A 14,416-nucleotide genomic window follows, 5' to 3' on the forward strand; every position below is an offset into this window, starting at 1 on the left:
AGCAGGGTTCGCTTGCGCGAGGCTTTCCCCGCTCTGCGACCCCGATCGTCAGGCTGCCCGATCCGCCTCAGCCCCGGAGGGCGTTGGCCAGATCCAGGAAGGCGTCGTGGCTCTCCGGCTCGCTCGGGTCCTGCCGGAGGGCGGCGTAGATCTTGGGGATCAGCGCGACCGCCTGATCCAGCTCGGGGTCGGTCCCCGCGTGGTAGCCGCCCATCAGGCGCAGGTCCCGGGAATCCTCGAAGCGGGCGATCATGCCCTTGAGCGTGCGCACCAGCTCCCGCTGCTGCGGCGTCCAGACCAGATCGGCGAGGCGCGAGATCGAGCCGAGCAGGTTGATCGCCGGGTAGCGGCCCTGGTCGGCGATCGCCCGGTCGAGGACGATGTGCCCGTCCAGCGTTCCGCGGATGCTGTCGGCCACCGGGTCATTGTGGTCGTCACCGTCGATCAGCACGGAGAAGATGCCGGTGATCGAGCCCCCGCCCTCCAGCCCCGGCCCCGCCCGCTCCAGAAGGCGCGGCAGGTCGCCGAACACGCTCGGTGGGTAGCCCCGTGCCACCGGCGGCTCGCCCGCCGCCAGGGCGACCTCCCGGGCGGCGTGGGCGAATCGGGTCACCGAATCGAGCACGAGCAGCACCGACTGACCCCGGTCGCGAAAGTACTCCGCCACCGCGACCGCCAGCTTCGGCGCCTGCCGGCGCATCATCGGGCTCTCGTCGCCGGTCGCCACCACCACCACCGAGCGCGGCCGGCTCTCCAGGATCGGGCCCTCCAGGAATTCCCGCACCTCGCGCCCGCGCTCGCCCACCAGGGCGACCACCACGGCGTCGAAGCCCGAGCAGCGGGCGAGCATCGACAGCAGCGTCGTCTTGCCCACGCCCGAGCCGGCGAAGATGCCCATGCGCTGCGCGGCACAGAGGGGGGTGAACAGGTCGATGGCCCGCACCCCGGTCCGCAGCGGCTGGTCGACCCGGGCCCGGCGCATCGCCGGCGGCGGATCGGCGTCGAGCGGCATGGCGCGCTCGCCCCGGGGCAGTTCGCCCTTCCCGTCGATCGGCTGCCCGAGGGCATTGATGACCCGATCCTTCCACCCCTCGCAGGGGCGGGGCGCCGCGGCCGCCATCCGGTAGGCCGGCGCTCCGAGGCCGGCCTCGATCCGGCCCTCGAACGGCTTGAGGATCACGCCCTCCTCGTCGATCCGCACCACCTCGCCGTCGATCGGCCGCCCCGCCGCCTCGATCCGCATCCGGTCGCCGAGGCGCAGCAGCGGCGTGGCGATGCGGATCCGGCAATGCCCGAACCCGATCTCCCGCACGGCGCCGCCGACCCGGACGAGGGGATGCTCGTCCCGGTCCCCCAGGGCGTCGGCGAGCCGATCCAGCGCGTTCATGATGATTCCCGCAAGCGCCTGTGCCGTAAGCCGCCGGTCTCGCGCCGGCCGCTCAAGAGGCCGGGCCGAGGCCGCGGATCGCGTCCTGCAGCGAGGCTTCCGCTTCCGACACCGCGGAGGCCGCACTCTGGAAGGTGCGGGTGATCTCGATGAGCCGCGCCATCTCCATCACCGGATTGACGTTGGCGCCCTCTTGGAAACCCTGCTGCACCCGGACCGTCGTCTCGCCGCGCTGGTTGAAGTCGAGGATCGGAACCCCAGCCCGATCCGAGGTCACCGCGCCGCCGGCGACCCGCGTCAGCTTCGCGGCCGGGTCGAGGCGGAACACGCCGAGCGCGCCGATCTGGTTGGCGCCCTGGGTGATGATCCCGTCCTGGCCGATCGTGAGCGCCGGCCCCTCCGGGTCCACCGTCAGGGGCGAGCCCCCCGGATCCAGGACCGGTCGCCCGCTCAGATCCTGCAGGTCGCCGGCCGCCGAGATCTGCATGCGGCCGTCCCGGGTGTAGACCGGGCCCTGCGGACCCCGCACCGCCAGCCAGCCGTCGCCGTTGAGCCCGACATCGAGGGGCGAATCCGTCTTGGTGAGCGGACCGCCCTTGCGCGACAGGAAGGTGTCCCCCGGTGTCGCGAAGGCGACCTCGCGCTTGCCCGCCTCGGACAGGATCGTCCCGAACTTCACCTCCTCGGCGCGGTAGCCCGCCGTCCCGAGATTGGCGACGTTGGTCGCCACCGTGTTCAGGCGCTGCTCGAGCGCCATCTGGGCCGACAGCGCGACGTAGAGCGACGATTGCATGTCACAGGCTCCCCGTGCGGATGCTTTGCAGCCTGATCAGCACGTCCGAATCGAACACGGAACCACCGGTATCCGTGAGCATCGACAGCGCCGGCGCCGGCGCTGTGTTGTTCTTGGCGTCCCACAGGATGGTGAAGCGCTTGATGAACTGCTCCAGCTTGGCCGGATCCCTGAAGCTCGCGAGATCGACCTTGCGTTCGATCAGGCGGGCCTGGGTGTCGATACTGCTCTTGGCCGATTCCGGTGGCAGGCCGACCGCCGTCCGCACCACCTCGGCCAGGGCCGGATCGGCCAGGAGCCCGTAGGCGGATTTCACGCTGCCGACCTTGCGCCGGAAATACAGGGCGAGCCGGGTGCCCTCGTTCTCGGCGCCGGCATCCGTCTCCAGCGACTGTTGGATGTAGGCGTTGACCGTCGCCGCCTGGGCGTCGCTGCGCAGGGCCTGGAACTTGTCGAGGAAGGTGTTGAGCGTCTTGCCATCCCGCAGGCTCGCGACATCGAGCTTCTGGCTGATCAGCTTGGCCTGCTCGTCCGGCGCGCGCCCGGTCAGGTCACCGGGAAGCGCCAGGATGGTTCCGATGGCGCCGGTCAGGGCTGCGTCCTTGACGATATCCTGGGCGGAATTCATCGTCTTCAGCTTGGTGCGGACGTAATTCGTCAGCTTGGTGATCTCCGCGTCGGAGGCCGCGTAGGTCCCGGCCGCGCGGTAATAGGGATCGATGATGGCCTGGCGGCCGTCCAGGCGCGCCGTCCGATAGTGATCGAACACGTCGACCATCCGCCCTGGATCCTGGAAGGTGGTCGCGTCGAACTTGCTCTCGATCTGCCGGGCCTGCGTATAGGCGTCGTCATCCTCCGAGGCCGGGGGCAGGCCGACCGCCGTCCGGACGAAGTCCGATACCTTGGAATCCGCGACGATGTCGTCGACCGTTTTGATGTACGGCGCGATGGAATCAATGTAGTTCGCCGTATTTTCGGTCTGTGTATCGTATTCGGCCTTCCTCTGCTGCACGGTCTTGATGCCGCCGATCTGCTCGATCAGGGCCTGCGTCTCGTCGTCCAACTTCATCGGCTGGGTCGGATCGTTGCCGTACTCCCGGAAATTGAACGCCGCGGCGAAATCCTGGTACCGGGAATCCTGCAGGCGGTTGACCAGGACGCGTCCATTGGCGTCGGCCTCGCCCATCAGGACCTTCCTCATGAAGCCCTTCGAGGAGATCATGTCGTCCAGGCCGTAGGCCTTCATCGCGAAGGTGAAGAGACGGTTGTTGCCGAGGAAGTCGTCGATCGTCTTGACCTTGCCGATGTTGTCCTGAAAGTACTGTATTTCTTTTTTTGTAGCCGAATCGGAGGCTTTTCTTTCGATGGTTGCAGAGTAATTTGAGGTTAAAATTCGATAATCAGTGAAGGTCGAAGTCATGGTGCGAGCCCTTCATCTGCGGGAGGTCCGGAAATTCTACGGGCGAGTTTGACAGAAACTTGCCGGAATCGAAAGGCCGAATGTGCGGATCGCCGAAGATGCTGCTCCAGCCTTGCGCAAGCATGGCGCTCTAGGAGCCGGATTCTGTCTGCCCGGGTTTGAGGACGTCGCGTGTGAGTATCATCGTCGGCTTGCTGATCGCGATCGTGTGCGTCGGCGGCGGTTTCGCGGCCATGGGCGGCCACCTCACGGTGATCTGGCAGCCCTTCGAATTCATCATCCTCGGGGGGGCGTCCGTCGGTGCCTACGTGGTCGCCAACTCGACCAAGGTCGTCCTGAGCACGGGTGGTGCGATCATGGACGGGGCGCTCAACCGCGTCCCGAAGAAGGAGGATTACCTCCAGCTGCTCGGCCTCATGTTCGCCCTCACGCGGGAGCTGCGCTCCAAGCCGCGCAACGAGGTGGAGGCGCATCTGGAGGATCCGGCCAATTCCGAGATCTTCAAGGCTTATCCGAAGGTGACGCGCGATGCGGAATTGCAGCTGTTCATCTGCGACTACGTGCGCCTCATCCTCATCGGCAACGCGCGCTCCTACGAGATCGAGGCGCTGATGGAGGAGGAGATCAACACCCATCGCCACGACAAGTTGAAGGTCTACGGGGCGCTGATGGGCATGGCCGACGGGCTGCCGGCGCTGGGGATCGTCGCGGCGATCCTGGGCATCGTGAAGGCGATGGGCGCCCTCGACCAGTCGCCGGCCCTGCTGGGCGGCCTGATCGGCTCGGCCCTGGTCGGCACCTTCACCGGCATCTTCGTGTCCTACGGGCTGATCGGGCCGCTGGCCAACAAGATCAAGGCGGTCCGCGAGACCCAGGGGCGGGTCTACATCATCGTGAAGCAGACCCTGCTGGCCTACATGAACGGCGCCCTGCCGCAGATCGCCGTCGAGCACGGCCGCAAGGCGATCACGGCGGCCTACCGGCCGACGATCGACGAGGTCGAGCAGGCGACGATCACGGGCGGGCCGCGCGGCGGCGACGCGGAACGCGAGGCGGCCTGACCATGGACAAGCAACAGGCCGCTGCCGATATCCGCGACCGGCTGCTGGACGCGGCCGGCCTCTCCCTCGAACGCCTGCCGATGCTGCACGTGATCCTGGACCGGGTCGCGACCGCCTGCGCGGATCAGCTCCGGCACTTCGCGGCGTCCCCGGTCTACTTCTCGCTGAGCAACGTGGAGAGCAAGCGCTTCGGCGACATCCTCGAACCCTACGAGTCGAACGCGATCGCCGGCATCTTCCACGCGGCGGAATGGGACAGCCACATCCTGGTCGGCTTCGACCGGGACTTCATCTTCACCATGGTGGAGGTGCTGCTCGGCTCCGACGGCTCCGAGCCGCCGCTGAACGAGGAGCGGTCGTTCTCAAGCATCGAGATGCGGATCGCCCAGCGCCTGTTCGATCAGATCGGCAAGGCGATGCAAACCGCCTTCTCGCTGGTGGCCGACACGCCGTTCAAGCTGGAGCGGACCGAGCTGCGGATGGATTTCGCGGTGATCGGCCGCCAGAACAACCAGGCGGTGGCGGCGAGCTTCCTGCTGCAGGCGCTCAACCGCGGCGGCGAGATGTTCATCGTCATCCCGCAATCCGTCCTCAATCCGATGCGGCAGAGCCTGGGGCGGATCCTGGTCGGCGAGACCACGGCCCGGGATTCCAAGTGGACCAAGCAGATCGCCGGCGAGGTGCAGAAGACCCCGGTGACCCTGAAGGCGATCCTGGAGGAGAGGCCGCTGACCCTGGGCGAGATCGCCGACCTGCAGGTCGGTCAGGTTCTGGAACTCAGGGCCACCCCGCGCAGCCGCGCCAAGCTCGTCGGCAACGATCGCGACCTGTTCTGGTGCGACGTCGGGCAGGCGGAAGGCGGCATCGTCCTGCGCGTGGACCGCTTCATCGATCAGGACCAGGAGTTTATCGACGATGTTCTCGCCCGCTGAGGCCCTGCTCTTCGCCGCGCTGGTCGCGACGACCGCCTGCCTCGTGCCCATGTATCTGCGGTTGAAGCGCCTGGATCGATACCACGCGCAATATCGCGACATGGTCGATTGGAGCGCCACCGCCCTGGTCGGTGCGAGCAACGCCGTGCAGGCCTTCGCGCAGGACGGGCGGATGGTCCTGGAGGATCTGAGCCGCGAGATCGAATCCGCGAAGGCGGCCCTCGACGAGCTCAAGGCGGAGCGGCTCAGGCTGACGAGCGCGGCCCAGCCCGCTGCGGCGCAGGAGCCCGGGGCCGGCCCCAGCCTGACCGGCGCCTGAGGCCGTCGGCCCGGCCTGCCGCCGCGCCCCCACCAAGCGGCCCCGCGGCCGTACTTTTCAAGAGGAGTGCCCGATGTCACCGCCCCCAGACCAGTCGAACCTCGATTCCGGGACCGGCCACAGCGAAGGCCTGTTCGCCAAGATCGAGGCCCAGGCCACCGAGCAGGGCGCGCGGGACGAGCGCCTGGGCACCGGGCGCAACCTCGATTCGATCCTGCGGATCCCGGTGCTGATGCAGGTCGTCCTCGGCTCGGCGACGATGCCGGTCTCCAACCTGATGAAGCTCGGCCGGGGCGCGATCGTCCCCCTCGATCACCGGGTCGGCGAGCCCGTCGACGTCGTGGTGAACGGCCGTGTCATCGCCCGGGGCGAGGTCGTGGTGGTGGAGGATGACAATTCGCGCTTCGGCGTGTCCCTCACCGAGATCGTCGGCTCCACCGCGGCCGAACCCAACGGCTGACAGGACGCACCGCCATGGCCGTAGGTCCCGTGTCCAAGCCGAGTGTGCGCGTCCTGACGCCGTCCGAGGAGGTCGCCGCCGTCCTCATCGCGATGAGCAAGCCCACCTCCAGCCGGCTGGTCAAATACTTCGACGCCGCCGAGCTGAAGCAGATCACCCGCGCCGTGGCACAGCTCGGGCCGGTGCCCCGCGATCAGCTGGAGGTGCTCATCGAGCAGGTGGCCGCGATGTTCGCCGACGGCGCCAACCTGGTCGGCACGGCCCGGGAAATGGAGAAGCTGCTGGATGGGGTCCTGCCGCCGGAGCAGATCGCCGAACTCATGTCCGATGTCCTCGGGGCGGGCGAGCGCTCGATCTGGGACCGGATCTCGAACGGTTCGGAGGCCGCCCTGGCCACCTACCTGTTGAAGGAGCACCCGCAGACGATCGCGTTGATCCTCTCGAAGGTTAAGCCCGCCTGCGCCGCCAAGGTGATGGCCCAGCTTCCCGCCCCCGTGCGCAACGGCGTCATGCGGCGGATGCTGACGTTCAAGCCGATCGTCGACGCGACGATGAAGATGATCGAGCAGACGATCCACGAAGACTTCATGATCAACCTCGCGCGCAACGCTGCGGCGGATACCCATTCGCGGATGGCGGACATCATCAACAAGATGGAGCGCCAGAGCATGGAGGAGGTCCTCGACAACCTCTCGCAGTCGCGGCCGAAATCGGCGGAGATCCTGAAGAGCCTGCTCTTCACCTTCGACGACATCATCAACTTGACGCCGCGCGCGCGCACCACCCTGTTCGACCAGATCCCGCACGAGAAGGTGATCCTCGCGCTCAAGGGCACGAACCCGCAACTGCGCGGCGTCGTGCTGAGTGGCCTGACCGCCCGCGCGCGCCGCCTCGTCGAGCATGAACTGGACGGTGGCGAGCCGGCCTCCCAGCGGGACGTGCTCGAGGCGCGCCGCTTCATCACCGACCAGGCCCTGGAGATGGCGGCGCGCGGCGAGATCGAACTCAACGCGACCGACACGGAAGACACTTACATCCGCTAGTGCCGTGCCCGATTGCCCCCTTCCCCGCCGAGCCGGCCGCCCCCGCGATGGCGCGCACCGGAGACTGAGCCGCCGCGATGTCCGACGACAAGGAGAGCAAGACCGAGGCCGCGAGCGACAAGAAGATCAGCGACGCGATCGCCCAGGGGAACATCCCGTTCTCCCGGGAGGCCCCGATCTTCGTCTCGATCCTCGGCCTGCTGCTCTTCCTGGTGTTCCTGGCGCGCGATCAGGGCGTCCCGTTCCTGCAGCGGCTCGCGCTGCTCCTCGAACAGCCGCGCAACTTCTCGCTGGAAACCAGCCGGGACGCCACGCACCTCGTCTACGCGCTGTCCCTCGAAATGGGACGGTTCCTGTTGCCGGTGCTGCTGATCCTGCTCGTCTCCGGGATCGCCGCCTCGATCTTCCAGAACGCGCCCCGCATCGTGCTTGACCGCATCCAGCCGCAATGGTCCCGGATCTCGCCCGTCAGCGGCTGGAGCCGGATCTTCAGCGTACAGGGTTTCATCGAGTTCGGGAAAAGCCTGTTCAAGTTCCTGGCCATCGGCAGCATGTCGTTCATGGTGCTGAGCGCCGACCGGCACGAGATCGTGAATGTCATGTTTATGGATCCGATCGGGCTGCCCGAATTCCTCCTGACCCTGTCGGTCCGCCTCGTCTCGGCGGTCAGCGTCGCGACCATCGCGCTGGTGGCCGGAGACCTGGTCTGGACCCGGGTGCGGTGGCAGCGCGACCTGCGGATGTCGAAGCAGGAACTCAAGGACGAGTTCAAGCAGATGGAGGGCGATCCGCTGGTCAAGGCGAAGATGCGCTCCATCGCCAAGGACCGCCTGCGCAAGCAGATGATGGCCGCGGTGCCCCGGGCCACGATGATCCTGGCCAACCCGACGCACTATGCGATCGCCCTGCGCTACGACCAGAGCGAGAACGACGCCCCGATGGTGCTGGCCAAGGGTACGGATCTGATCGCCCTGCGCATCCGGGAGATCGCCGAGAAGAACCGGATCGAGGTGGTGATCGACAAGGCCCTGACGCGGGCGATGTACGATCATGTCGAGATCAACCAGACCATCCCGGCGGAGTTCTACCGGGCGGTGGCGAATCTCCTCGTCTACGTGATGACGCGCAAGCGCCGCTGAGTTCCCGAAGGGCTTCAGCCCTTTGGTGGGGCGTCAGGGCGAAGCCCGACCGTCGGGCTTCGCTCGACCATCGGGCTCTGCCCGACAGCAGGGCGCCGCCCTGCACCCGCAAAAGGTCACGGACCTTTTGGATCCGTGACCTCCGATCGTCTCACCTGAGCCCAATGGCGCGCCGGTTCAGGCCGCAGCCTTGGCCTCCCGGCGGAACCGGTGCAGCACGAACTCGGTGTAGCCGTTCGGCTGCTGCGCCCCCTCGAAGATGAGGGCCTGGGCCGCCCGGAAGGCCGGGCCGTCGAAGCCCGGGGCCATCGGCCGGTAGGCCGGATCACCCGCATTCTGGCGATCGACCACGCCGGCCATCCGCCGGAGCGCTTCCTCGACCTGATCGCGGTCGACGATCCCGTGGCGCAGCCAGTTGGCGATGTGCTGGCTGGAGATCCGCAGGGTGGCGCGGTCCTCCATGAGGCCGACCTCGTGGATGTCGGGCACCTTCGAGCAGCCGACGCCCTGGTCGATCCAGCGGACCACGTAGCCCAGGATCCCCTGGCAGTTGTTGTCGAGCTCCTCCCGCACCGCCTCCGGCGCGAAGGGACCCTCGGCCAGCGGCAGGGTGAGCATGGCCTCCCGGGTCGCGGGCGTCCGGCCGGCGAGGTCCGCCTGGCGGGCGCGGACATCGACCTGATGGTAGTGCAGCGCGTGCAGCGTCGCGGCGGTCGGCGACGGGACCCAGGCGGTGTTGGCGCCGGCCTCCGGATGGGCGCCCTTGGCGTCGAGCATCGCGGCCATCCGGTCGGGGGCGGCCCACATGCCCTTGCCGATCTGCGCGTGGCCCGGCAACCCGCAGGCGAGGCCGGCATCGACGTTGCCGTCCTCGTAGGCCTTGATCCAGGCGGTCGCCTTCATGGCATCCTTGCGGACCACGGGGCCGGCCTCCAGCGAGGTGTGGATCTCGTCGCCGGTCCGGTCGAGGAAGCCGGTGTTGATGAAGAACAGCCGGTCGGAGGCCGCCGCGATCGCCGCCTTGAGGTTGAGCGTCGTGCGCCGCTCCTCGTCCATCACGCCGATCTTGAGCGTCCGCGGCGCCAGCCCGACCAGGGCCTCGACCCGGCCGAACAGCTCCACCGCGAAGGCGACCTCCTCCGGCCCGTGCAGCTTCGGCTTGACCATGTAGGCCGAGCCGGTCCGGCTGTTGCGCCGGGGACCGTCGAGGTCGTGCCGGGCGATCAGCGCGGTCACCGCCGCGTCGAGGAGCGTCTCGGGGATCTCGGCGCCGTCGAGGGTCACGGCGTCGGTGTACATGTGGTGGCCGACATGCCGGACCAGCATCAGCGAGCGCCCCTTGAGGGTCAGGCTGCCGCCGTCAGGCGCCGTGTAGGTGCGGTCGTCGGCGAGCCGGCGCTCGATCGTGCGGCCGCCCTTGGACAGGCTGGCGACGAGGTCGCCGCGCATCAGGCCGAGCCAGCTCCGGTAGACCGCGACCTTGTCGGCCGAATCCACGGCGGCGACCGAATCCTCCATGTCCATGATGGTCGAGAGGGCGGATTCGAGCACCACGTCGGCGATGCCGGCCGGGTCGGTGCGGCCGATCGGGCTCGTCCGGTCGAGGACGATCTCGATATGCAGGCCGTTGTGGCGCAGCAGCAGCGCGGTCGGCGCCGCGGCGTCACCGGTGAAGCCCGCGAAATCCGCCGTGCCGGTCAGGCCGGCGCTGCGGCCTGCGCCGAGATCGACGGCAAGCCGCCCGCCCGTCACCGAGAAGCCAACGGCATCCGCCCAGGAGCCAACGCTGAGCGGCGCAGTCGCGTCGAGGAACGCCTTGGTCTTGGCGACGACGGCGGCGCCGCGGGCCGGGTTGAAGCCTTTGCCGGGGGCGAGGTCGCCGTCCTGCGGGATCGCGTCGGTGCCGTAGAGGGCGTCGTAGAGGCTGCCCCAGCGGGCATTGGCGGCGTTGAGCGCGTAGCGGGCGTTCGAGATCGGCACCACGAGCTGCGGGCCGGCGATTTCGGCGATCTCCGCGTCCACGTTCTCGGTGGTCACCCGGACGGTGCCGGGCTCCGGCTGGAGGTAGCCGATCTGGATCAGATAGGCCGCGTAGGCCGCCGGGTCGTGGGGCTGGCCGCGATGGTCGCGGTGCCAGGAATCGATATCGGCCTGCAGACCGTCGCGCCGGTCGAGCAGCGCCTGGTTGCGCGGGGCGAGATCCCGCACGATGGCCGCGAACCCAGACCAGAAGGCCTCGGCCGACACGCCCGTTCCGGGCAGCGCCTCCTCGGCCAGGAAGGTGCGAAGGTCTTCGGCGACGACGAGATTCGACATGTCGGTCTCCTGAATGGGGCGCCGGCCGTCAGAAAAAATCGAACAGCGGGTGAAATTTTTTTGAGTTCACCCGCGATAGACCCCTTGGCACCCGCGAAAAAGGCGGCAAAACGGATTTGATTCTTTCCGCAGCGTTGAGAATGCGCGATCAGAGCGATCTGGAGATCTTCGCCCGGGTGGTCCGCACCGGCAGCCTGACCCAGGCGGGGTCGGAGCTCGGCCTGTCGGTGGCGGTGGTGTCGAAGCGGCTGAAGCGGCTGGAGGAGCGGCTGGCCGTGCGCCTCCTGCACCGCACCACCCGGCGGGTGGCGCCGACCGATGTCGGCGCGGCGTTCTTCCAGCGGGTGGCGCCGATCGTCGACGCGATCGCGGAGGCCGAGAGCCTCGTGTCGCAGAATGCCAGCCGGGCGCGCGGGACCCTGCGGGTGACGGCGCCGAGCTCCTTCGGGCGGCTGCACATCGTCCCGCATCTGCGGGCCTTCTTCGCCCTCCACCCGGATCTCGTGCTGAACCTGGAGCTGAGCGACGAGTTCGAATCCCTTGTGGAGCGCGGCTACGACCTCGGGATCCGGGTCGGTGCCCTGGAGAGTTCCGGGCTGACGGCGGTGCGCCTCGCCCCGGTGCGCCGGGTCTTGTGCGCGCGGCCGGGTTACCTCGACATCGCCGGGCGGCCGGAAAGCCTCGACGACCTGCGCCACCATGTCTGCCTCGCCACGGAGAACCAGAATCCCTGGCGGCTGGTCGGGCCGGACGGGCCCTGCACGGTGAGCGCGTCCGGCCCCCTGCGGACCCATTCCAACGAGGTGGTGCGGGAGGCGGTGCTCGGCGGCCTCGGGATCGCGCTCCGCTCCACCTGGGACGTCCATGCGGAGCTGCGCGACGGCTCGCTGGAGGTGGTGCTGCCGGCCTATGCGGCGGCGGCCTCGGCGGGCATCTTCGCGGTCTATCCGAGCCGGGCCTTCGTGCCGGCCAAGACCCGGGCGTTCATCGCGTTCTTCAAGCAGGTCTACCGGTCGAGCGGGGACTGGGCGGAGGGGTGAGGCCGCTGCGCGATCCCGCCCCCCTGCGGGCTCGCGGAGTTACAGATCGTCGTCGGACAGGGCTGGCGGGAACCGCGCGTCTCCCTCCCCCCTCTGCGGGGGAGGGTGGCCCCTGCGTCAGCAGGGGTCGGGAGAGGGGGACCCGGGTTCCGGATGTGGCGCGACTGTCATGACAGCCAGCGTCCTATTCTGCACCGTCGCTCCCCTCTCCCGACCCGCTTCGCGGGCCACCCTCCCCCGCAATGGGGGGAGGGAGACAAGCGGCCCCCTCCCCGCTCTCACCCTTCCGCAAAGAAATCCGGATCGGTGCGCGCCAGCATGCGCTTGAACGCGGCCCACTCGTTGTCGGGCGCGCCCTGGAGTACGACGCGGTCGTAGCCGGCGGCGTATTGCCCGGCGGTCTTGGTGGCGACGGCGGCCGAGGGCCGGGTCACCGGTGCGCCCGCGGCCTGGATCGCGAGCTGCGCCCGGCACGAGCGCTCCATGTTGTGCATCAGCCGGAACGCCTCGCCGACGGTGCGTCCGCAGGTCAGCAGCCCGTGGTTGCGCAGGACCATGACGGGCTTGTCGCCGAGATCGGCCACGAGGCGCTGGCGCTCGTCGAGGTCGAGGGCGATGCCCTCATAGGCGTGGTAGGCGAGGCGGCCGGTGAACTGCATCGACCACTGGTTCAGGGGCAACAGCCCCTCCTCCTGGCAGGAGACCGCGACGCCCGCCACCGTGTGGGTGTGGAGCACGCAGACCGCGTCGTGGCGGGCGGCGTGGATGGCGCTGTGAATCGTGAACCCGGCCGGGTTGATGCCGAGCCCCATCGGATCCTCGATCACCCGCCCGTCGATATCGACGGTGACGAGGTTTTGGGGCGTCACCTCCTCGAAGCGCATCCCGTAGGGGTTGATGAGGAACCGGTGCCCGCCCCCCGGCAGCCGCGCCGAGATGTGGGTGTAGATGCTGTCGTCGAGCCCCAGCCGGTGGATCAGCCGGTAGGCGGCCGCGAGATCGACCCGCATGGTTTGGATCTCGGCGGCGAGGTCGGATTTTTTGTGATCGTCCGCGACGAGGGCGGGTGAGGCGGCGTTCATGCGACGGCTCCCTGAATGGGGCTTGGGATCGCGAGGCGACGCGGGCGGTCCCGGGGGGGGCCGGCCGGACGGCGTACAGAGGGGTTTGCAATCGAGACAGCCAGAGAGTGTACTAGACGGAGGCGTTCGGCAATACACAGCGCATGGGAAGGCGCTAACAGAAAGAAAAACGGCAGGCACAGCCGGCCAACAGATCGCATCTTGTATAATCGCGGGAATGTGGAAGAGGACGCCAGCGCTTGGTGAGATTATTACCGTGCACACATGGTTATATATATCGGGCCTTTTTCTCAAATCTTTGTAAAATGAGGTATTTTACTCGACTTACGCATTAGAAATTATAATCAAGAGGTAAAAAATCTAGACCCCAGGCACTCAACTCTACCTCAATAAAGTTTAGCTGCGCGGCTGTCCAGCCCACAGTTTCAGTGGGTCGAGGAATAAAGAAGCTAAAGTTCCTCGTCCTGTGCGTAAATAGCATGGACACCGGGGTGCTCCCGGTGTCCTGGTATTCACAGTCTTGCTGTAGCAGGCGCACTTTAATTGCACGCTCGAAAGTATAGCGGTTCATGCCGCCTTTCTATGCCAGTCCACCTCGCTCTTCAAGCGAGGCCGGACATGCGGATTAGTCGGTTTTGGAACCGAAGCTACCAACGCCGCAAATTCCTCAAACGTGACTAGTGATTCCACCTCTGTCTCTATGTCATGGTTGAGTTTGAGCAGGGTTTTCAGCTGGATGGCCGTTTCCTCGAAGGCCGTCTTTAAATCCTGGTGTCCAACTAGAAGACCACAGGCGAACTTATCGTCCGATGTAAACATATGCGCGCCATCCACGAACGCATAGTCGACCGTAATAACTTCGTCGGCCATAACGTACTCTCCCATATACTCACCGCGCCGAGCGCGAAGTGATCCTTTCGTCTGTTCGCTCAGGTCGGCAGGCACGTGCGCCCATGAGCAAGACATGACAAAAATGCATCCTTAAGATGCGCCGCCTGCCTGAGCTGATATGGGTTCCCTGAGGCTCACTTACCATCGACAAGCTCGCGAAGCCTCGCTTGTCGATGGTAAGTGAGACCTACAGCGTGCTGTGGAAAGCGTGTCAAGATGGCCTTTGCGCTCGTTGACAAATAGGAAAAAATCTGATACGCCGCACGCGGCTATATGACACGAGCGCCGCATCAGGCGATGCGGTGATCCCAATAAAAATTGGGGACTAGGATTTTTGCTCGGCCAATATAGATGATTATTGGCCTGTTAGTGGTTGTTTGGTGCTGTCAGTTTGCTGATTGGTGAGTCGTTTGCCTGCCGTGCCCTCTGGCGAAACGGTAAAAGAAGCTTGGCGCTTTGTCGTCACCACGTCCACTTCATGATCTGGGACGCTGTCTACCCGCGCCTGACTTGACAAAATTCCTAATCCATGC

General features: G+C 66.9%; 13 protein-coding genes. 7 read left to right on the forward strand and 6 right to left on the reverse strand.

The features are described 5' to 3' along the window. Positions 1-67: 67 nt before the first annotated feature. From fliI to BLQ49_RS14270, 3 genes are read right to left on the reverse strand one after another with little or no spacing between them, the layout of a single operon-like run. The gene (fliI, locus tag BLQ49_RS14260) at positions 68-1,387 is read right to left on the reverse strand and encodes a flagellar protein export ATPase FliI (RefSeq protein WP_091716669.1); all 1,320 of its coding nucleotides are present in this window, start codon (positions 1,385-1,387) and stop codon (positions 68-70) included. 52 nt (positions 1,388-1,439) lie between these two features. Continuing rightward, positions 1,440-2,180 (reverse strand): flagellar basal-body rod protein FlgF, encoded by a 741-nt coding sequence (flgF, locus tag BLQ49_RS14265; protein ID WP_091716671.1) that lies wholly within the window; start codon positions 2,178-2,180, stop codon positions 1,440-1,442. 1 nt (position 2,181) lies between these two features. Beyond that, the gene (locus tag BLQ49_RS14270) at positions 2,182-3,600 is read right to left on the reverse strand and encodes a DUF1217 domain-containing protein (protein ID WP_091716673.1); all 1,419 of its coding nucleotides are present in this window, start codon (positions 3,598-3,600) and stop codon (positions 2,182-2,184) included. Between the two features lie 173 nt (positions 3,601-3,773). Between BLQ49_RS14270 and motA the strand changes: the two genes are divergently transcribed. From motA to flhB, 6 genes are all read left to right on the forward strand, one after another. After that, complete coding sequence (gene motA, locus BLQ49_RS14275) at positions 3,774-4,661, forward strand: flagellar motor stator protein MotA (RefSeq protein WP_091716675.1); 888 nt, start codon at positions 3,774-3,776, stop codon at positions 4,659-4,661. A 2-nt stretch (positions 4,662-4,663) separates the two neighbouring features. After that, positions 4,664-5,593, forward strand: coding sequence for a flagellar motor switch protein FliM (locus BLQ49_RS14280; RefSeq protein ID WP_091716677.1), 930 nt, complete (start codon positions 4,664-4,666; stop codon positions 5,591-5,593). After that, positions 5,577-5,912 (forward strand): hypothetical protein, encoded by a 336-nt coding sequence (locus tag BLQ49_RS14285; RefSeq protein ID WP_091716679.1) that lies wholly within the window; start codon positions 5,577-5,579, stop codon positions 5,910-5,912. The genes BLQ49_RS14280 and BLQ49_RS14285 overlap by 17 nt, the downstream gene beginning before the upstream one ends. Positions 5,913-5,985: 73 nt before the next feature. Further along, positions 5,986-6,372, forward strand: coding sequence for a flagellar motor switch protein FliN (gene fliN / locus BLQ49_RS14290; protein ID WP_244507594.1), 387 nt, complete (start codon positions 5,986-5,988; stop codon positions 6,370-6,372). 14 nt (positions 6,373-6,386) lie between these two features. Then, entirely contained in the window at positions 6,387-7,415 is a 1,029-nt protein-coding gene (locus BLQ49_RS14295; protein ID WP_091716681.1) for a flagellar motor switch protein FliG, read from the forward strand. A gap of 77 nt (positions 7,416-7,492) precedes the next feature. Next, complete coding sequence (gene flhB, locus BLQ49_RS14300) at positions 7,493-8,554, forward strand: flagellar biosynthesis protein FlhB (RefSeq protein ID WP_091716683.1); 1,062 nt, start codon at positions 7,493-7,495, stop codon at positions 8,552-8,554. A 177-nt stretch (positions 8,555-8,731) separates the two neighbouring features. On the opposite strand, the gene BLQ49_RS14305 is transcribed toward flhB, so the two are convergent. Continuing rightward, on the reverse strand, positions 8,732-10,885 hold the full coding sequence (locus BLQ49_RS14305; protein ID WP_091716685.1) for a malate synthase G: 2,154 nt from the start codon (positions 10,883-10,885) through the stop codon (positions 8,732-8,734). Between the two features lie 125 nt (positions 10,886-11,010). On the opposite strand from BLQ49_RS14305, the gene BLQ49_RS14310 reads away from it, so the two are divergent. After that, positions 11,011-11,910, forward strand: a complete 900-nt coding sequence (locus BLQ49_RS14310) for a LysR family transcriptional regulator (RefSeq protein WP_091716687.1) — start codon at positions 11,011-11,013, stop codon at positions 11,908-11,910. 278 nt (positions 11,911-12,188) lie between these two features. Here the strand turns inward: BLQ49_RS14310 and BLQ49_RS14320 are convergent, their stop codons facing one another. Continuing rightward, complete coding sequence (locus BLQ49_RS14320) at positions 12,189-12,992, reverse strand: class II aldolase/adducin family protein (RefSeq protein ID WP_091716689.1); 804 nt, start codon at positions 12,990-12,992, stop codon at positions 12,189-12,191. 567 nt (positions 12,993-13,559) lie between these two features. After that, entirely contained in the window at positions 13,560-13,862 is a 303-nt protein-coding gene (locus BLQ49_RS14325; protein WP_143012258.1) for a hypothetical protein, read from the reverse strand. Positions 13,863-14,416: the final 554 nt, after the last annotated feature.

The organism is Methylobacterium phyllostachyos (genome assembly GCF_900103445.1).
Taxonomy (GTDB): Bacteria; Pseudomonadota; Alphaproteobacteria; order Rhizobiales; family Beijerinckiaceae; genus Methylobacterium; species Methylobacterium phyllostachyos.